Annotated in this window: 21 protein-coding genes, 1 pseudogene and 1 riboswitch; of the genes and pseudogenes, 2 read left to right on the top strand and 20 right to left on the bottom strand. The window is 53.4% G+C overall.

The window, feature by feature from the left end; genetic code table 11:
* Positions 1–235 precede the first annotated feature (235 nt).
* The 10 genes from arsC to KI215_RS07345 form a co-directional block, all read right to left on the bottom strand.
* On the bottom strand, positions 236–664 hold the full coding sequence (gene arsC, locus KI215_RS07390; protein WP_212774885.1) for an arsenate reductase (thioredoxin): 429 nt from the start codon (positions 662–664) through the stop codon (positions 236–238).
* Positions 654–1,025: an aquaporin gene (locus KI215_RS07385; protein ID WP_246512284.1), complete on the bottom strand. Its 372-nt coding sequence runs from the start codon at positions 1,023–1,025 to the stop codon at positions 654–656. The genes arsC and KI215_RS07385 overlap by 11 nt, the downstream gene beginning before the upstream one ends.
* 5 nt (positions 1,026–1,030) lie before the next feature.
* Positions 1,031–1,357, bottom strand: a complete 327-nt coding sequence (locus KI215_RS07380; protein ID WP_212774884.1) for an ArsR/SmtB family transcription factor — start codon at positions 1,355–1,357, stop codon at positions 1,031–1,033.
* 88 nt (positions 1,358–1,445) lie between these two features.
* A complete protein-coding gene (gene scpB / locus KI215_RS07375; protein WP_212774883.1) occupies positions 1,446–2,081 on the bottom strand; it encodes an SMC-Scp complex subunit ScpB in 636 nt (211 codons plus the stop codon).
* A complete protein-coding gene (locus tag KI215_RS07370; protein ID WP_212774882.1) occupies positions 2,050–2,841 on the bottom strand; it encodes a segregation and condensation protein A in 792 nt (263 codons plus the stop codon). Before KI215_RS07370 ends, scpB begins: the two co-directional genes overlap by 32 nt.
* Before the next feature lie 27 nt (positions 2,842–2,868).
* A complete protein-coding gene (ribH, locus tag KI215_RS07365) occupies positions 2,869–3,339 on the bottom strand; it encodes a 6,7-dimethyl-8-ribityllumazine synthase (RefSeq protein WP_275956747.1) in 471 nt (156 codons plus the stop codon).
* Positions 3,340–3,362: 23 nt separating this feature from the next.
* The gene (locus KI215_RS07360; RefSeq protein WP_212774880.1) at positions 3,363–4,562 is read right to left on the bottom strand and encodes a bifunctional 3,4-dihydroxy-2-butanone-4-phosphate synthase/GTP cyclohydrolase II; all 1,200 of its coding nucleotides are present in this window, start codon (positions 4,560–4,562) and stop codon (positions 3,363–3,365) included.
* A 339-nt stretch (positions 4,563–4,901) separates the two neighbouring features.
* Positions 4,902–5,543 (bottom strand): riboflavin synthase, encoded by a 642-nt coding sequence (gene ribE, locus KI215_RS07355; RefSeq protein WP_212774879.1) that lies wholly within the window; start codon positions 5,541–5,543, stop codon positions 4,902–4,904.
* Between the two features lie 13 nt (positions 5,544–5,556).
* Positions 5,557–6,654: a bifunctional diaminohydroxyphosphoribosylaminopyrimidine deaminase/5-amino-6-(5-phosphoribosylamino)uracil reductase RibD gene (ribD, locus tag KI215_RS07350; RefSeq protein ID WP_212774878.1), complete on the bottom strand. Its 1,098-nt coding sequence runs from the start codon at positions 6,652–6,654 to the stop codon at positions 5,557–5,559.
* 173 nt (positions 6,655–6,827) lie between these two features.
* Positions 6,828–6,967, bottom strand: a riboswitch (FMN riboswitch).
* Positions 6,968–7,042: 75 nt separating this feature from the next.
* Positions 7,043–7,975 (bottom strand): COX15/CtaA family protein, encoded by a 933-nt coding sequence (locus tag KI215_RS07345; protein ID WP_212774877.1) that lies wholly within the window; start codon positions 7,973–7,975, stop codon positions 7,043–7,045.
* Between the two features lie 203 nt (positions 7,976–8,178).
* On the opposite strand from KI215_RS07345, the gene KI215_RS07340 reads away from it, so the two are divergent.
* Positions 8,179–9,774 (top strand): PucR family transcriptional regulator, encoded by a 1,596-nt coding sequence (locus KI215_RS07340; protein ID WP_212774876.1) that lies wholly within the window; start codon positions 8,179–8,181, stop codon positions 9,772–9,774.
* A 302-nt stretch (positions 9,775–10,076) separates the two neighbouring features.
* On the opposite strand, the gene ald is transcribed toward KI215_RS07340, so the two are convergent.
* The gene (ald, locus tag KI215_RS07335) at positions 10,077–11,195 is read right to left on the bottom strand and encodes an alanine dehydrogenase (protein WP_212774875.1); all 1,119 of its coding nucleotides are present in this window, start codon (positions 11,193–11,195) and stop codon (positions 10,077–10,079) included.
* 250 nt (positions 11,196–11,445) lie between these two features.
* Between ald and KI215_RS07330 the strand changes: the two are divergent.
* Positions 11,446–11,899, top strand: a pseudogene (locus KI215_RS07330) (GNAT family N-acetyltransferase).
* A gap of 322 nt (positions 11,900–12,221) precedes the next feature.
* On the opposite strand, the gene KI215_RS07325 reads toward KI215_RS07330, so the two are convergent.
* From KI215_RS07325 to spoIIAA, 9 genes are all read right to left on the bottom strand, one after another.
* Positions 12,222–12,470 carry a hypothetical protein gene (locus tag KI215_RS07325; RefSeq protein ID WP_212774874.1) on the bottom strand — a complete coding sequence of 83 codons (249 nt, stop codon included), beginning with the start codon at positions 12,468–12,470 and terminating at the stop codon, positions 12,222–12,224.
* Between the two features lie 229 nt (positions 12,471–12,699).
* Positions 12,700–14,043 carry a diaminopimelate decarboxylase gene (gene lysA / locus KI215_RS07320; protein WP_212774873.1) on the bottom strand — a complete coding sequence of 448 codons (1,344 nt, stop codon included), beginning with the start codon at positions 14,041–14,043 and terminating at the stop codon, positions 12,700–12,702.
* Between the two features lie 215 nt (positions 14,044–14,258).
* Positions 14,259–14,825 carry a stage V sporulation protein SpoVABEA gene (gene spoVAEA, locus KI215_RS07315; protein ID WP_212774872.1) on the bottom strand — a complete coding sequence of 189 codons (567 nt, stop codon included), beginning with the start codon at positions 14,823–14,825 and terminating at the stop codon, positions 14,259–14,261.
* 6 nt (positions 14,826–14,831) lie between these two features.
* Positions 14,832–15,185: a stage V sporulation protein AE gene (gene spoVAE / locus KI215_RS07310; protein WP_212774871.1), complete on the bottom strand. Its 354-nt coding sequence runs from the start codon at positions 15,183–15,185 to the stop codon at positions 14,832–14,834.
* A 16-nt stretch (positions 15,186–15,201) separates the two neighbouring features.
* Positions 15,202–15,624 carry a stage V sporulation protein AB gene (locus KI215_RS07305; protein ID WP_212774870.1) on the bottom strand — a complete coding sequence of 141 codons (423 nt, stop codon included), beginning with the start codon at positions 15,622–15,624 and terminating at the stop codon, positions 15,202–15,204.
* Positions 15,621–16,220, bottom strand: a complete 600-nt coding sequence (locus KI215_RS07300; RefSeq protein WP_212775112.1) for a stage V sporulation protein AA — start codon at positions 16,218–16,220, stop codon at positions 15,621–15,623. The genes KI215_RS07305 and KI215_RS07300 overlap by 4 nt, the downstream gene beginning before the upstream one ends.
* 178 nt (positions 16,221–16,398) lie before the next feature.
* The gene (gene sigF / locus KI215_RS07295; protein WP_212774869.1) at positions 16,399–17,166 is read right to left on the bottom strand and encodes an RNA polymerase sporulation sigma factor SigF; all 768 of its coding nucleotides are present in this window, start codon (positions 17,164–17,166) and stop codon (positions 16,399–16,401) included.
* A 9-nt stretch (positions 17,167–17,175) separates the two neighbouring features.
* On the bottom strand, positions 17,176–17,631 hold the full coding sequence (gene spoIIAB / locus KI215_RS07290; protein WP_212774868.1) for an anti-sigma F factor: 456 nt from the start codon (positions 17,629–17,631) through the stop codon (positions 17,176–17,178).
* The gene (gene spoIIAA / locus KI215_RS07285; protein ID WP_212774867.1) at positions 17,628–17,981 is read right to left on the bottom strand and encodes an anti-sigma F factor antagonist; all 354 of its coding nucleotides are present in this window, start codon (positions 17,979–17,981) and stop codon (positions 17,628–17,630) included. Before spoIIAA ends, spoIIAB begins: the two co-directional genes overlap by 4 nt.
* Position 17,982: the final 1 nt, after the last annotated feature.

Below are 17,982 nucleotides of genomic sequence, written 5' to 3'. Positions count from 1 at the left end.
TTTCAGGTTACAGTGCAGGGCGTAGTGGTAACGGGTAAACTTACCCTGGAATACATACGACAAAAACCTTAAAGCCGTATGGGATGGGGTGATGAAACACCCCTGAGCTCGGAAGCTGTCCGAAAACGAAAACGGACTGAGGACGCTAACAACCCAAGAATCCCACACCGACCAATGAAGTCCCTTTTATACTTCATCTGTGTGGAGTGTCAAATTGACATCTCCACTATTCGTCTCATTTCACCTGTTCCTCTTGGGCAAACTGTTGGATGCGGGCTTCAATCTCATCACGTACTCGCCGGAAAACGGCCCATTTTTCCTCCTCCGTCCCCGTCGCTTTGGCCGGATCGTCAAATCCCCAATGTTCCCTTTTCACATGAGGCGGGGTCATGGGGCACTTGTCGTTGGCATCTCCACATAATGTAATCACGTAATCCGCCCGGTTCAACAATTCGGGATCGATCACATCCGAGGTCTGACCGGAGATGTCGATTCCTTTCTCTGCCATCACCTTTACTGCATTTGGATTCAGGCCGTGAGCCTCGATCCCCGCACTGTACACCTCAAACCGATCACCCAGGTATTTCTTGGCGAACCCTTCCGCCATCTGACTGCGGCAATTACCCGTGCACAGAAAGTAGATGATTTTCTTATCATTTTTCATTCTCAGTTCCTCCTTCGTGTATCATTGCCACGAATCTCGGGGCAATGTGGCACCCAAATGAGCGACATTGCCAAAGAGGAGTCGCAGAGTCACACTCGCCGCAGTCGCCCCGAGCATTTGGGCCACCATATAGTGACATGCTTCTCGAAGGAAGATATCCGCCGGCGGTAACAGCAGGATTCAAGTGGGCACCAGAGATGTGACCAAACGCATAGATCAAAGCTGTTACCACCATCCCAAACGTCAGGGAGACGCCGATGTGGGTAATGCTGTTCGTCAGCTCATCGATGACAATCGCACCTGTCCCTGCAAACACCAGAAAATACGTACCAATGAATTCTGCAATCCATTTCCTGTGCATTGACGTCATGATCCACACTGCACCTTTAACCCTTTTTCCTTTAATTGGTCAATCTCCTCACGCATGTCCGGTAAACAAGACAACACACTTTGCATGAAAGGAAACTGGGTTCCGTCCAAGGAGTAAAACACCCATTGTCCCTGACGCCGTTCCTTGACCAGACCGGCATTTTTCAATCGGCGCATATGTTGGGACACAGCAGGTTGACTCATTTTCAGGATCTCGACCAACTCGCAAACGCACAACTCCTCTTCCTTCAACAGTGCCAAGATCTTCAGGCGTGTCGGATCTCCCAATGCTTTGTGACATTCGGCAAGCAGATGAATTTCCATCAACATCACCACATCCCAATATAAGCATATGATTATATCTTTGTCAAAAACCACCCCCGCCACATCGGAACGATGCGCGGGGATTGTTTCACTCTTCTTCCTCCATCTGATCCTCTTCGGTCGAGATTGCCGTCTCCGACACGGTATCACGGTCCACACCCAAGCGTCTGTACAATTCCTTTCGTTCAGCTTCCCATTCGGCCCAGTCGAAAATCGTATCGGGCATGGGAAGTTCATCCAAACTCTTCAACCCGAAGTAGTCCAAAAACTCCCGTGTTGTTCCGTACAGGATGGGACGGCCCAATCCTTCGGCACGCCCCACTTCCTTCACCAAACCTTTGCGCAGGAGAGATTGTATGGTGCGTTCGCTTTTGACGCCCCGCACTTCCTCCACTTCCATGCGCGTGATCGGCTGACGGTAAGCGATAATCGCCAATGTTTCCAAAGCTGCACGTGACAGAACAGACCGATTGGGTGCTTGGGCCAGTTTTTCGAAATACGGGCTGTGTTCCGGCAAGGTGGTCATCTGGTAAACCTGTGCCACTTCGACGATCTGCACACCACGGCCCGCCTGCCGCCATTCCTCTTGCATCTCGCGAATCGTTTCCCGTACAGTGCGGACATCGGTTTCCAGATACTCGGCAATCTCTTTGGGATGCAAACCCTCCTCACCGGCGGCAAACAGCAACCCTTCAATGATCGCCTTCCTCTCCCGCGGTTCCAAGCGACTGATCCCCCCTCATATCTGCGGCGATAATCCACAAATCGTCAAACAGCCGTTCCTGTCGGCAAATGATCCGTTTGGCCTTCATCAGCTCCAAGATCGCCAAAAACGTGGTGACGATCCATTCCCGGGTGATACGTCCGCGTTCCACCAGACGTGAAAAGCGGACAGCTCCTCCCTCGGTGTGCAGACGTTCGATGATCTCTCTGATGCGGTCGCCGATCGAAATCTCCTCCCGCGAGACCCGGGCCACCTGTTGCGATTCTTTTTGCTGGCGGAGTACGTCCACGAAAAACTGCAACAAATCGTCCGGACGGATCCCTTCCAGCGGATTTCGTTCCCGTGCATACGGCGTGAGATCCATCGGAGGACGGGAGTAGACCAAACTGCGGCTGGATTCGTGTTCCCGCAACACATCGGCCAGCTTTTTATACTTTTTGTATTCCAACAGCCGCTCGATCAGCGCTTCACGCGGGTCGGCCTCTTCCTCCCACTCGGCATATTCGTCCAGTTCCATCTCTGTTGGTTCCTGCCGCGGCAACAACATTTTACTTTTGATGGCCAGCAATGTGGCCGCCATCACCAGGAACTCGCTGGCGATCTCCATCTCCCATTCCTGCATCGCCGATAAGTATTCCATGTACTGATCAGTAATCCGTGCGATCGGTACCTCGTAGATGTCCACCTCAGCCCGTTCGATCAGATGGAGCAATAGATCCAACGGACCCTCGAACGTGTCCAGTTTGATTTTGACGTCCACATGCACTTCCTCCCGGACGTCCGTCGATCAGCCTCGGAGTTCCCGTTGCAGATTGGCCATCTCGATCGCCGCGGTCGCTGCTTCCCATCCTTTGTTTCCGGCCTTGGTGCCAGCCCGCTCAATCGCCTGCTCGATGGTGTCCACGGTGATGACGCCGAAAATCACCGGCAAACCATGTTTCAAAGCAGCTTGAGAAACACCCTTGGCCACCTCATTGCACACGTAATCAAAGTGGGGCGTCGCCCCGCGAATCACCGTCCCCAACGCAATTACCGCGTCGTATTTGCCAGAAGCCGCCATCTGGTCGGCGATCAAAGGGATTTCAAACGCTCCCGGCACCCAGGCCACTTCGATGTCCGCCTCATTCGCTCCGTGCCGAATGAGAGCATCCTGCGCACCGCCCAAAAGTTTGCTGGTGATAAATTCATTGAACCGGCTCACCACAATACCGAAACGAAGACCTTGCGCCACCAATTTTCCTTCGTACACTTTTGCCACGATGCGTTCTCCTTTCTTTTCCATTACAGATTGAGCATGTGTCCCATTTTGTTTTTCTTGGTCAACAGATACCGTTTGTTGGATTCATTGGGCGGGATCTGGATCGGCACCACTTCGACCACTTCCAGCCCGTACCCTTTCAAACCGGTGATTTTGCGCGGGTTGTTGGTCATCAGGCGCATCTTGCGCACACCCAGGTCCCGCAAAATTTGTGCACCGATCCCGTAATCGCGCAGATCGGGGCGGAATCCGAGCTTCAAGTTGGCTTCCACCGTATCCAGTCCCTGTTCCTGCAATTTGTAGGCTTTTAATTTGTTCAACAGCCCGATGCCCCGCCCCTCTTGCCGCATGTAGAGCAATACGCCCGCTCCCTCATCGTTGATCCGCTTCAGTGCTGCATGAAGCTGGGGACCGCAGTCGCAGCGGTGCGAACCGAACACGTCACCAGTCAGACATTCGGAGTGCACCCGGACCAGCACCGGTTTTTCCGGGTCAATCTCTCCTTTAACTAATGCGACGTGTTCCCGATCGTCCACTTCATTGGTGTAGCCGATAGCGGTGAATTCCCCAAACTCCGTCGGCATTTTCGTCGCGACGACGCGTTCAACCAATTTGTCTTTGCGGTTGCGGTATTGAATCAAATCCTGAATCGTGATGATTTTCAAATCGTGTTGTTTGGCGATCTCCATCAGGTCGGGCACGCGGGCCATCGAACCGTCTTCCTTGATCACTTCACAGATAACGCCTGCCGGATATGCCCCGCACATCCGCGCCAGGTCGACAGCCGCTTCGGTGTGGCCGGCTCGGCGCAACACCCCGCCCTTTTTGGCAATCAGCGGAAAGATGTGGCCCGGACGGCGGAAATCTTCGGGGCGCGTCTTCGGGTCGATCAAGGCTCTGATGGTGGTAGACCGCTCATATGCGGAAATGCCGGTCGTGCAGCTCACGTGATCGACGGACACTGTAAACGCCGTTCCATGTGTATCCGTGTTGTGGTGCACCATCGGCGGCAGGTCCAACTCCTGCGCCCGCTCCTCGGTGATGGGCACACACACCAGACCACGCCCATACTTGATCATGAAATTGATCACATCCGGCGTGGCCTTTTCCGCCAGCGCTACGAAATCACCTTCGTTTTCGCGGTCTTCGTCGTCCACCACAATGATGACGTTTCCTTGCATCAATTCATAAATGGCTTCCTCAATCGGGTCGAAGGAATACATCTCCCCCGCCTCCTTTCGCGCATGTTCACCCGCTCGGCGGTTTGGACTATCACCTGGGAAACGTTGCCCATTGCCAATTGGTTAAGGTGTGTCTGGTGAATACTGCCCACATTGCTTTCCCGGCTCGCTCCACCTGCGCCCTGAAGGGATGCAGATGATGACCGCTCCAACTCGGTCAGCTCAGGTCGCTGGCAAAATACACTTCGCTTTGAGGAAATTGCCCACGATTTCAATCCTGTGATCCCGAGTTTTCGCTTAATCAGGGATTGGTCGGTCTCTCGGCTGGGAAAACATCGCTCCCTAGAATGCCCAGACACGCTCTAGACCCCTGGTAAACAATCATGCGAATCCGTTTTGTCGGAGTATCTCCAACGTCAACCCTTCGTTCTCTTTTGTCTTGCCCAGCATTTTGGCGATATATTTACCGATCATATCACACTCGATATTGACGGGATCTCCCACTTTGGCCGCATGCAATTGGGTATGGGTTAAGGTGTGAGGTATCACCGATACAGTGAAGAAGTCTTTACCTACATCCACCAACGTCAGACTGATCCCGTTGACCGCAACAGACCCCTTTTCCACCATAAACCGGGTCAGTTCCGTCGGAACCGAAATGCGGAACAGCACCGCATTTTCATACGGCGTTCGATCTGTGATCGTACCAACGCCATCCACGTGTCCCTGGACGAAATGGCCACCCAATCGTTGTCCCGCGGCCAATGCGCGTTCCAGATTGACCGGTGAACCTACGGACAAGGAACCCAAGTTGGTTCGTTTCATCGTTTCCGGCATTACGTCGGCCGTAAAATGGTCCTCTGCGAAACGGGTCACAGTGAGGCACACCCCATTGACGGCAATGCTGTCCCCCAATTGCACCCCTTCCAACACCTTGCGGCAGGCAATCGTGAGCTCCATCGCCATCCCCTGCCGGGCCATTTTCCGGATTGAACCCACTTCTTCGATAATCCCCGTAAACAACCGGATTCCTCCTTTACGACGGGAATACGGGATATCCGATCACACACAAATCCTCTCCAAAGCGTTGCACCTCGAGATCCCGGAGATGAATCGCCTCCGCCATCGTCTCCCGTTCCTCCCCTTCGACGGAAGTGGGGCTGTTCTGCCCGCCCAACAGCTTGGGAGCGACAAATGCGATCACTTTGTCCACCAACCGTTCCCGCAACAGTGCGGCGTTCAGCGTTCCGCCGCCTTCCACCAATATCGACAGCACTCCGTGTTCCCCCAATACCCGCATGACGCGGTGCAAGTCGACACGTGGACCAGGCCCGGTGGATACGATTTTGACCCCTTTGGCACGCAATTGTTCCTCTTTGTCCGGGTCCCGCTCGTCAGTGCAAAACACCCAAGTCGGTGCTTCCGTCACGTCCGTCACCGGCGTGTCCGACGGAAGACGCAGACGGCTGTCGATCACCACCCGGATCGGGTTGTGGCCGCCTCTCGGCAAACGCGTGGTCAACCGCGGCTTGTCAGCCAACACAGTGCCGACACCCACCATGATTGCATCATGGATGTGACGGAGTCTGTGCACTTCCGCCCGGGCAGCTTCACCCGTCACCCACCGGCTGTGCCCGGTATGTGTCGCGATTTTACCGTCCAGCGTAGAGGCCGTTTTTAAGGTAACAAACGGCCTGCCAGTCCGTCGGTGATGAAAATACGCTTCATTCAGCCGGAGACATTCTGCCTCCAGTACTCCCAGCACCACCTCGACGCCCGCTTCCTGCAATCGCCGAATACCGCTTCCTGCCACACGCGGATCAGGATCTTTCGAGCCGATCACGACCGTTTTCACACCGGAGGTGATCACTTTTTCCGTACATGGAGGCGTGCGTCCATAGTGATTGCACGGTTCTAGCGTGACATACAACGTGCTGCCGTGCGCTTCCGGGCCGGCCATGTCCAACGCGTGTACTTCCGCGTGCGGCGTACCCGCACGCAAATGCGCCCCCATCCCGATCAACCGGCCGTCCTTGACCACCACCGCCCCTACCAACGGATTGGGCGAGGTTTGCCCCTCGGCCGATCGCGCCAGCTGCAACGCCAACCGCATCCATTTTTCATGGTGCTCCATATCCTGTCTCCTTTGTTTTCGAGGATCGCAACGGGTACAGAAAAAGCCCCGGAAATCCGGGGCTTGTGAAAACATGAACAAGGATGGCGCATGATATTTGTGCATAGTAAAATAAACCTTCCACCCGGAGTTGGATTATTTTCCCAACCCCAGAAGAAGATACACGCATCCCGTTCATCCTTCTCCCATCCAGACTCTCACTGTCGGCCCCGGAGTTTCACCGGATCCACCGCGAATTCGCGGGTCACGGGCTGAGGCGGATTCGTCCGCCATCACCGCCGGTCGGGAATTTCACCCTGCCCCGAAGGATGTTATTGGATGTTTCCTATACGGTTGTACTTCAAAGTATAACGGAAGTCGAAACAAAAGTCTACGTAAACGACCATCCTCACTTCATGGCTTCTTCTCTGACGGCTGGTTTGTGACGCCAAGGCATGCCCACCCGCATGCACAAATAACACATCACCGAGAAAAAGATGGAGATGACCGTCGTGTGCAACAGCGCGATGATTAGCTGGATGCCGGTCAGTACACTGGCGATGCCGGTCGCCGCCTGCAAGGTGACAAACACCCATGCGAACCATGCAGCACGCACCAACTCATGATGTTGACGGTAAAATCGGACGGTGACCCACACCAGCCCCGCCACCAACAGCCACAGGGAATATGCCGCAGTTCGGTGCAACAGATGGATGCCCGCCAAACTGGTCCAATCGGGCAACCAATGTCCGTCACAACCAGGGAAGTTTTCCCCGCAACCCAGGCTGGAGCCGGTATGACGCACGTATGCGCCCGTGTACACGACGAGATACGTGTAAACGGTGATCCCCCATACGCCGTATTTGTAACGAGTGGACACGGTGCGGTCGGGGGACGCGTCTCCTTTGTCTTTTTGCTCCAAATACAAGACCAACAATACACAAGCAGCCAGCGACATCAGCGAAAATCCGAAGTGGGAAGCCAACACGGCGTCGGATTGACCCCACACCACGGCAGCCGCTCCCAACAGTCCTTGCAGGACCACGAAAAAGACGCTGGCGGCAGCCAACCACAACACCACACGGTCCTGGCGGAACACCTTCCATGCCCAGACAGCCAAAATCACGACGAACAAACCGACCAGCCCAGAGACGACACGGTGGCTGTACTCCACCCATGTCTGAAGCGTAGCATAGGTCGGAAACACTTCTCCGTTGCAAAACGGCCACGTATTGCCGCAGCCTTTTCCCGAACCCGTTTTTGTTACCAATGCTCCCATGAGCAATATGAGATAAAGCCCAAACGCAGTTGTCCATGAAAACCATTTCAAGCCTCGACTCACCAGGGTCCCTCCTCTAACGCACCACCTTCGTTCCTATCATAACACAGCACGAAAAAATTAGACCTGTTACCAGAAAAAGAGGCACAAACTTGCCACAGACCGGCTTATTCCCTGCGTTCGACTTGGAAAAAACTTTACTTTCTCACTCCCCTGCCTTGAAGTATCATGATCATGAAACCGTCGCATCGTGGGAGGAAGTGCTTATGGACATCCAATCGCCACTGACCGTCTCCGACATTCTGAAACGCCCGCTGTTCCGGCACGCCAAAGTGGCTGCCGGCTCCCGTGGCCTGCACCGCGAGGTGAAATGGGTTCACATCTTGGAAATCATGGACGGCTCATCTTATGTGCGGGGAAACGAATTGATTCTCATGACCGGGGTGGGTCTGGGAGAAGAAAAAGAATTGAAGGTACAGTTTGTTCGCGAACTGTGGGAAAGTGGCGTGTCCGCCCTGGCCATCGAATTGGTCCATCAATTCGTCCACCTGTCTGAGGAAGCCAAAGCTTTTGCTGACCAGCACGCCTTCCCGATCATCGTGTTTGAAGAACCGGTTTCCTTCATTGAAATCACACAGGACATTCACGGCGATCTGATCCATCGACACCACCGGCAGTTGCTGGCGTTGGAACGGCTCTCTCACCAATTTCACCAGCTGGCACTGAAGCCGCAGGGAGCGACCAACATCCTTCGACTGCTGCATCAGGAAACGGGGTATGCGGTCCGTTTGGTTGATTATCTGGGGGAGGATTTGGTATATCCCGACTTTCGGGAAAACCCGGAACATCCGCATGTCTTATCTCATCCGATCGTCGTCTTGGATGTACAAGTGGGTGAACTGCAAATGAGCGGTTCCACCGCCCCGACCGACTTCGCGCGACTGGTTATGGAACGCGCGGCTACTGCGCTCGCTCAGGAACTGTTGCGGAGCATTTCGTTGGAAGAACGCCGGTTACGGGTGACACAGCAGTGGATCGATCACCTGATTGAATCGGGTTCAACCCGACCTCCTAAGGAGCTTTCCGAAGCCGTCGATCAAGGCGGACAACTGGCGATTTGTGCGGTTGAGCCTTGCCATGGATACAACTCGGAATACAACCGTGTGGAAACCATGCAAAATATCGCCTTGCTGAAATGGACGCACACCATACGAAATGAATTAACCCCACTGGGCGTCGGAGTATGGACCGCTCCGCACGAAGGACTATGGGTCCTGATTCTCGCCGACCGGACTCCTACCGCCAATCTGCCGTTTCAGGACCGGTTGCGACGTGGTTTCAACCGTGTGTCCATCCAGTCCCCCAACTGGTCTCATCTCGGGCCCTTTGACTGGAAAGCGGGAGTCAGTCTTGCCTTTACCCGCTGGGAGCAAGCGCCTCAAGCGTGGCGTCAAGCCGTTGCGGCCTTGTCCCTCATCAACGTCGCCGATGTCCCAGCCAACGACGGGGAAACCACTTCGTCGGCTCCTGTCGTCTACTGCGAGGATCTCCATGCTTGGCAGTTGTTTTTGCAGGTGTCACCCTCCGTTCTGGCGCAATACGTGGAAGCCCAGATCGGTCCGCTTTTGACATACGACAGGGAACACGGAACCCAATTGACCAAAACCTTGGAAGTGTATCTGGCTGAAAACCAGTCCAAACAACACACCTCCAACGTCTTGTATATACATCGCCAAACACTGTACTATCGATTGGAACAAATCGAACAATTGTTGGGAAAAGATTGGGATTCCCCAGTCCGGCGCCTCGCGCTGGAAACCGCTTTGTCGGCACATCGGTTTCTCCAGGTGCAACGGAGATAAAACATTTTGGGTTTTTTCTCATGCCGTAAGGGGACAATGTTTTCCCAGGTGAGCGATTGACCAAGCCCTGCCGGACGACGCCCCGGAAAGCGCACGGATTCCATCACAGGCAATTTTCTCAAAGCGGAGCATACATTCACCTGAGGCAGAGCGGCCATGATGTGCTTACCGTTAGGGAGAAAGTGGAATGACTCGAAAAGAAATCGGGCAATATTGACCAGACACCCTAGGTAAAAACACCCCACACAGCCAAAGCCGTGTGGGGTATCCAATAGGGAAAATGAGGTTGTCATCAAAAGGGATTAAACTGTTGTCAACTTGCTGCTCAAAGCTTCCTCAGGCGAGACGTAATCCATGTTGAACGATTCGGCTACACCACGGTGTGTGATGCGACCTGCGGCCACGTTGACACCGCGCAACAGAGCGGGATCTTCATGCAGTTTTCCCTCGGCCAGCCGCAATACATAAGGCAAGGTGGCATTGGTCAGAGCCAACGTTGAGGTTCGCGGCACCGCACCGGGCATGTTGGCCACGGAATAATGGACGACGCCATACACCGTATAGGTGGGTTGCTCATGCGTTGTGACCCGATCCGCCGTTTCGACGCAACCCCCTTGGTCCACGGCCACATCAACGATCACCGATCCGGGTTTCATCTTGGCCACCATTTCCCGCGTCACCAATTTCGGTGCGCGTTTACCTGGGATCAAAACCGACCCGATCACCAAATCCGCTTGCTGCACTGCTTCTTCAATGTTGTAGCGGTTCGACATCAACGTACGGACGCGGCCGCCGAAGAGGTCATCCAGTTCGCGCAGACGCTGCCCGTTTACATCCAATACGGTCACCTGAGCACCCAGACCAACTGCCATTTTCGCGGCATTGGTTCCCACCACGCCGCCGCCCACAATCACCACATTGGCCGGGGAAACGCCAGGTACACCACCCAAGAGGACACCCAATCCCCCTTTGGGTTTCTCCAATGATTGTGCACCCACCTGAACGGACATCCTTCCCGCCACTTCGCTCATCGGTGCCAAAAGTGGCAACGCGCCGTTGTCAAGCTGTACCGTTTCATACGCAATCGCTGTGACACCCGATTGCACCAACGCATCTGTCAATGCCCGATCGGCAGCCAGATGCAGATATGTGAACAGCAACAAATCGCTCCGGAAATAGCGGTACTCTTCCGGCAGCGGCTCTTTTACTTTCAACACCATATCCGCTGACCAAGCTTCGTCCGCGGACACCATTTGAGCCCCGGCCCGTACATATTCCTCATCGGTAAAACCGCTTCCCTCTCCGGCTCCCTGTTGGACCCACACTTCGTGCCCCGCGTCCTTGAGCGCCTGGACACCCGCAGGGGTGATGGCCACCCGGTATTCCCTGTTTTTGATCTCTTTCGGTACACCGATCCTCATCAGCCGTTCCTCCTGTTTCATATCTTGCAAACGCTTTCTGTTCTTAACGTTATCAAACGAGAAACAAAGTGAAATCAGACAAATTGTATGAAAAAGGACGGGTGACTTTGGACATTCTCATTTAATAATCCCAGGTGAGCGACTTACTTAGCCGGTTGAGTGAGCAGTCCTAACCTACTTCCTTGAGTGGGCATGTGGAGTGAACCGAGAAAGAAATTGAACGGTGATCACCAAATCCATTGAAGAACATATGGATGAACTTTCGGAACTTCTGATACAGAAGACGGTGCGTCGATTGGCTTTTTACCACCATTGGGGATTTCAGATTACAAAAAATATTGGCGAAACGCATTGAACCCTGAAGTGATACTATTTGTCGCTAAAATAAATAATCAGATAGTCGGAAGCGTACAGTTACATTTATGTACGAAGCAGAACGGTGGCCATAGAGCCAAATCGCAAAATTAATGACACACCCTCATTATCGACGTAATGGTATCGGTCGTTCACTAATGCAAAAGGCTGAAGAAAGAGCAAAGCAGGAGGGTAGATCGTTATTAGTTCTCGATACAAGAGAAGGAGACCCTTCTAATCTCCTTTATACTTCTATGGGTTATATTCGGGCTGGACGGATTCCTCACTATGCGAAATCCGCAAGTGGCGAATTACATGCAACGATTTTTTATTATAAACAGTTAATCTGATGTAGCTACTGATCCGCAAAACAAAGCAACCCGGCAGCAGCAATTACCTAACCGGAGCGCCGGGTTGCTTCTGGATCGTCATGAACGCTGGAACCTTCAACGTGCGTTGTTTATCGTGGAGGATCCTCCGGCATCATACATATGCAATTTCCACACTTTGGTGCGTGTCCTTCCCCGATAGGATTAATTCTCCGGTCCAGGGTTCGTGTTACGGACTGCCGCAAATAGAGGTACAAAAAAAAACGAGCACGCAACGGTCTACCTTGCACCACCATGAATCGCTTCATATCCAGCCATGATCTTTCGACCATGACCAAACATTTCACAACCCATGATGATGGTTCGTTCGATCGTGCAGGATCCCTTCATAACCCCATACAACCAAACGGCTGTATGGAATCATTTCGGAACCCTGCACGATCTTCGCTCGACGCCGTACGATCGGTTGGGACCCCGCTGCAATCAGGTTGATACCCGACTGCAACGGAGCCTTTCCCAACCGTACGGCATCTTCCCTCCGACTGCATACAAGCCAATGGCATGACCTGTATGCAATCTTTGGTCGATCCATCTGCACCCCCATTCATGAGAGCACAGATGGATCTGAGCTCAACCGTTGCGTACCCGCATCTTTATAATGACTCCGTGATGAAACAATTATCCTTGTGACGGGAAGGAAATTAAAGGGAAATTCCAGCAGGCGACGGAAATGTTGGATTACATGCACCGAGCCGATTGCGGCTTTTTTACGGGAGAGACAACCCCGAAATCGATATTTGCTCACATCGTTTTTTAAGACTTCATCCCACCGGCTCTTCCTCTTCCCGTTTGACCTGAACCGGTTCGGGAGAGAGACAGTCGTTATGGATCAGATCGTCCAACGTCTCCCGGCGGACGACGACTTTCGCTTGACCGTCACGGACGAAAACCACCGCAGGTCGACGGATGCGGTTGTAATTGTTGGCCATGCTGTAGTTGTATGCTCCCGTACAGCTGACCGCCAAGATATCTCCCGTTCGCGGCGACGGCAGAGGCAGATCCCAAATCAACATATCCCCACTCTCGCAACATTTGCCGGCGATCGAAACAACCTCCGTCGGTTCTTCCGCAGCACGGTTTGCAAGCAAAGCCTCATATTTGGCTTGGTACAACGCCGGACGCAGGTTGTCCGTCATCCCCCCGTCCACGGCCACATATTTGCGCACACCGGGTACCTCTTTCATCGTGCCTACCGTATAGAGCGTTGTTCCCGCCTCACCGACGATGCTGCGGCCCGGTTCCAGCCATACTTCGGGGATCACCGGCTCACCTGCAAACGCAGTTTTCACTGCATCGGCGATGGCTTGAACATATTGGCGGATCGGCAGCGGGCGATCCTCTTTCTGATAACGGATGCCAAACCCGCCACCCAGATTCAAAATTCGGGTCTCCACCGCGAGCGTTTCCCTGCATTCACGGATGAAGGCGGCCATCTTATCCACCACCAGACGGAATCCTTCCGTTTCGAAAATTTGTGAGCCGATATGGCAGTGAAATCCTTCCAAAGACAGATGCGCCGCATCCCGAGCCAATTTGGCGGCCTCGATCGCTTGTCCGCTGGCCAGATCGAAGCCAAACTTGGAATCTTCTTGACCGGTTTGGATGTATTCGTGTGTGTAAGCTTCGATTCCAGGTGTCACCCGGAGCAATACGCGGGCGTTTATCCCTTTTTTGCCCGCCAGATCGTTCAACATGGACAACTCAACAAAATTGTCCACGATAAACAGTCCGATTCCGGCTTCCAATGCCATCTCCAATTCAAACGGTGTTTTGTTATTACCGTGAAAATGAATGTGTTCGGGCGGAAATCCGGCCTGGAGCGCCGTATGCAACTCCCCGTCTGAGACAACATCCAGGTGAAGTCCCTCTTCGGCGACAAGACGGCACATGGCCAAGGTGCAAAACGCTTTACTGGCATAAGCCACCTGATGCGGCAATCCCGTCTCGGCCATCGCGGACCGGAATTCCCTCATCCGTTTCCGGATCAAATCTTCGTCCATCACATACAGCGGCGTGCCGAAACGGCGCGCCAACTCCACTGTATCGCATCCCCCGATTTCGAGGTGACCGTATTCATTGATGCGACTGGTTCCATGTAAATGCACCGTTGTCTCCTCCCGTAAACCAATAGACAGTCCGTGCTTTCACACAGTGTCGTATTATTGATATTCATTATATCTCAGATGGATTGGGGATCAACAAAAAATCCCCTGCCTTTTGGATGCAAACAAAAAAGGCGAATCGGTCAGCGATCGCCAATGATGTGAAAGGTCGATTCCGGAAATGACCACCCATTGTCACAAAATCGCCCCCTCTGCACTCAATCCCCGTTCGCATGTTGCAAAATCAGCTCCACCGCTTTGGTGGTCACCGGAGCACCCCAATCAGCACGATCGTGATTTTCCATCTTGCCGATGTCGCCAATTCCGATAACGATCGGCGCTTCGATCTGGTTCAACACATCAACTGTATCTCCATAGATACGAAGCGGCTCCAGGTGCAACTCATGTCCATCCTTATCCACCCGGTGATGAACGATATTGCCGTCTTGGTCCAACGCCACATCCACCGGTGTGCCGGATACTCTCCGACTGTCGGATGCCACGGCGATCACACCCAGCACCTCGATGTCGGGGTGGTTGGCCACATATTCCAGGGCACGTTCTCCCCGCCCTTTTTGATTCCACCCGCAATCATCAAACATGACCAATACCGGATCGTGCTTGGCCGAACGGATCATCTCCACGATTTCCTCCCCGCTCAGTGGGGTCGGATTTCCCGCCGAGGAAGAGATGCAACGTCCTCCCACCTGACGGGCCACTTCCTCGACGGTCGCTTGCGCCACACGGTCACCATCCGTGATCAGTATCACCTTTCGCTTGGGCATGTTGGCTCATCCTTTCGGCTTAAATATCACCGCCGTCAAGAATCCGAAAATGATCGCCGCGGATATCCCTGCACTGGTGATTTGGAAAATGCCCGACAACACCCCGATCGGTCCGCTTTTCTTCGCCTCCTGCAATGCACCGTGAACCAATGCGTTGCCGAAACTGGTGATGGGGACTGTCGCACCCGCTCCGGCAAATTTGATGAGGGGTTCGTACAATCCGAGCCCATCGAGAATCGCTCCACTGACAACCAAAATACTCAACACGTGAGCCGGTGTGAGCGGCGTCAAATCCATCAACAATTGTCCGATCACACAGATCAAACCACCGATCAAAAAAGCGGTCCAAATCGTACCCACACTGCTTCCCTCCACTTCACAGATGAAACATCAGCCATTGAAAGAGCGATCCCGCCACTTTTCCCATCGCCATGGCCATCAACAGGTAGAGCAAGGCGTCCTGCAACGCCAACCGCTTGGCCAAAATGGGCAACACGTTGATCACCTCAGTCAACGCCGCGGCCAACAAACCGATAAAGCAACCCGCCAACAATCCGACCACCGCCGTCAACCAGATGGGACCGTCAAATGACCAGCCTCTTAAATCCATCCATGTTGCCGTTACGGCACCTGCGACAATTGCATATTCGTAAGCGTGAATCCGATAGGGGGTCTTGGACAACTGAGCCAGACGCGGTACGATATCCAACACCGTAATAAAAGCGACAAACCCGCTTCCGACTGCGACCCCGCCGGCAAACCCAATCCCTGCCAGCAATGCGCATTGCCATACGCTCATGATTGGGTACGCTCTTTTTGTTTTTCATGTTCGATGACATATTGATCCAGGTGTTCCTGGTACAAATACATTTCCAACTCCAACGGACTGGGTTCGTCATTTAACCGTCGTTTGAAAAGATGGTTGAAAAAGACGATCATACCGATACCGATGCCCAATGAATACGGAATTTGCAACACCAGCGGTTCGTGTACATGTTGTCCCGTCATCAGGTAGTAGATGCGTTCGTGAACTTCCCGCATGCTGACATCAGTATGAAAATTCATGATGGCCAAAGCCGAACCCACAAACAACAGCAACCAAACCCCCGCTACCCACCACAGTCGCGGTCTGATACGTTCCGCTTGCAATTCGATGATGACTTGCGCCGGACCGATGCTGCGCACGTCAAGACCTGGGAACGCCGATCGGATTCGACGAACCACGTCGATCAGGTCCAGCACGGCCAGATTTCCTTCTTTGAAGTCTGGTTCATATACCGGGATCTCCCTGACTGTGGCATACGGTTCATCCGCGATGACTTGTGCCACATCACGCAGCCGCAGGATCTTTCCCGCATGCGCGGTCACTTTTTTGCGGAGGCGGATATAGACCATGGAAGACACCCGGGACAACTCCTTTCCTGTCCTCTGTTGGAGTTAGTATGGAACGGAACCACCTGGAACATGCAAAGAAAAAAGCACCTTCCGGTGCTTGGAATGGTCGAACCATCGCGGGTGCGCCGCTGTTCCTCTCGCGGCGCCCGAAACTTTGTCAACAACATGAAGTACCTCTTCAATCGTCCAAGGGGGTGTCCATTTCTTCTCTCATTTTGCGGATGATCTTTTTTTCCAACCGGGACACCTGGACTTGCGAAATACCCAACCGCTCTGCCACTTCGGACTGTGTCTGGTCCTTGTAGTAACGCAAGTACACGATCAGTCGTTCCCGCTCATTCAACCGGTCGATCGCTTCCCGCAACGCCATGGTGTCAAACCAACCATGTTCTGCTTCATCGGAAATCTGATCCATCAACGTAATCGGGTCTCCATCGTTTTCATACACCGTTTCGTGAATGGAAGCGGGAGACCGATTGGCTTCCTGCGCGAACACGATCTCTTCTGGCGTCACCTGCAACACATCAGCGATTTCCTGTACGGTTGGTGCCCGTCCCAGTTCTTTTGCCAAATCATCCTTCACTTTTCGAATGCGGTTGGCCAACTCCTTGAGGGATCTGCTCACTTTGACCATCCCGTCGTCACGAAGAAAACGCTGGATCTCGCCGATGATCATCGGTACCGCATACGTGGAAAATTTCACTTCATACGACAGGTCAAATTTGTCAATCGCTTTGAGCAGCCCGATCGAACCGATTTGAAACAGGTCCTCCGCTTCATATCCCCTGTTCATAAACCGCTGAACCACCGACCACACGAGGCGGATATTGTGCCGAACCAACCGGTTGCGCGCTTCTTCATCTCCGTCCTGGCTCTTCTGAATCAGCTTTTTGACCTCTTCATCCGACAGGTGGGGGTGCTTGGCGTTGCGTACGTACGCATCCATGGGCAACCCTCAATTACTCATCGTTTGATGATGGGTTTTGAGCTGCTTGACCAACCGCACCGTCGTGCCGTAGCCGGGGCGTGAGAGGATTTCCACTTCGTCCATAAAATTTTCCATGATGGTAAATCCCATACCGGACCGCTCCAGCTCCGGTTTGGATGTATAAAGCGGTTGGCGTGCCTGATGGATGTCCGAGATCCCCACCCCGCGATCTTCGATCACGATACTGACCTTGGAACCTTCGATCTCGGTCCGGATGGTGATGATGCCGTCCTCCCGTTCCTCATATCCGTGGATGATGGCATTGGTGACCGCCTCGGACACCACAGTTTTGATATCTGTCAACTCCTCCATCGTCGGGTCCAGTTGCGAGATGAAGGAGGCGACCGCCACCCGGGCAAAAGACTCGTTTTCCGACCGGCTGGCAAACCGCAATTCCATGAAGTTATTATGTATGCGGTTCATGATGCCACCTCACAAGCCGTAATCGCCGCCTGCTCACTGTCGTATCGTTCCAATATTTTAAATAGTCCGGACAACTCGAATAAACGGGTGATTGACGGATGGACCGCACACAACACCATCTTCCCTCCGATTTGAGAAATACGTTTGATTCGTCCCAGTATGACACCCAAGCCGGAACTGTCCATGAAGGTCAGTTGGGACAAGTTCAATACCAAGTCCGTATATAAGCCGGTTGACAGCTCCTCTTCAATCCGGGTTCTTACCTGCTCTGCAGTGTGATGGTCTAATTCTCCCGACAACCGCACGACCAATATGTGACGGTGCCGCGCCACCTCAACGGCGAAGCTCAAT

The organism is Polycladomyces abyssicola (assembly GCF_018326425.1).
Lineage (GTDB): Bacteria > Bacillota > Bacilli > Thermoactinomycetales > JIR-001 > Polycladomyces > Polycladomyces abyssicola.
Note: the sequence above shows the minus strand (reverse complement) of the source record. Positions and strands in the feature narration are given on the sequence as shown.

Coding starts and splice junctions, on each gene's coding strand:
- arsC (WP_212774885.1), bottom strand. CDS start 664: ATGAAAAATGATAAGAAAATCATCTACTTTCTGTGCACGGGTAATTGC.
- KI215_RS07385 (WP_246512284.1), bottom strand. CDS start 1,025: ATGCACAGGAAATGGATTGCAGAATTCATTGGTACGTATTTTCTGGTG.
- KI215_RS07380 (WP_212774884.1), bottom strand. CDS start 1,357: ATGGAAATTCATCTGCTTGCCGAATGTCACAAAGCATTGGGAGATCCG.
- KI215_RS07360 (WP_212774880.1), bottom strand. CDS start 4,562: ATGTATTCCTTCGACCCGATTGAGGAAGCCATTTATGAATTGATGCAA.
- ribD (WP_212774878.1), bottom strand. CDS start 6,654: ATGGAGCACCATGAAAAATGGATGCGGTTGGCGTTGCAGCTGGCGCGA.
- KI215_RS07340 (WP_212774876.1), top strand. CDS start 8,179: ATGGACATCCAATCGCCACTGACCGTCTCCGACATTCTGAAACGCCCG.
- ald (WP_212774875.1), bottom strand. CDS start 11,195: ATGAGGATCGGTGTACCGAAAGAGATCAAAAACAGGGAATACCGGGTG.
- KI215_RS07325 (WP_212774874.1), bottom strand. CDS start 12,470: ATGGATCGACCAAAGATTGCATACAGGTCATGCCATTGGCTTGTATGC.
- spoVAEA (WP_212774872.1), bottom strand. CDS start 14,825: ATGCCCAAGCGAAAGGTGATACTGATCACGGATGGTGACCGTGTGGCG.
- KI215_RS07305 (WP_212774870.1), bottom strand. CDS start 15,624: ATGAGCGTATGGCAATGCGCATTGCTGGCAGGGATTGGGTTTGCCGGC.
- KI215_RS07300 (WP_212775112.1), bottom strand. CDS start 16,220: ATGGTCTATATCCGCCTCCGCAAAAAAGTGACCGCGCATGCGGGAAAG.
- sigF (WP_212774869.1), bottom strand. CDS start 17,166: ATGGATGCGTACGTACGCAACGCCAAGCACCCCCACCTGTCGGATGAA.
- spoIIAB (WP_212774868.1), bottom strand. CDS start 17,631: ATGAACCGCATACATAATAACTTCATGGAATTGCGGTTTGCCAGCCGG.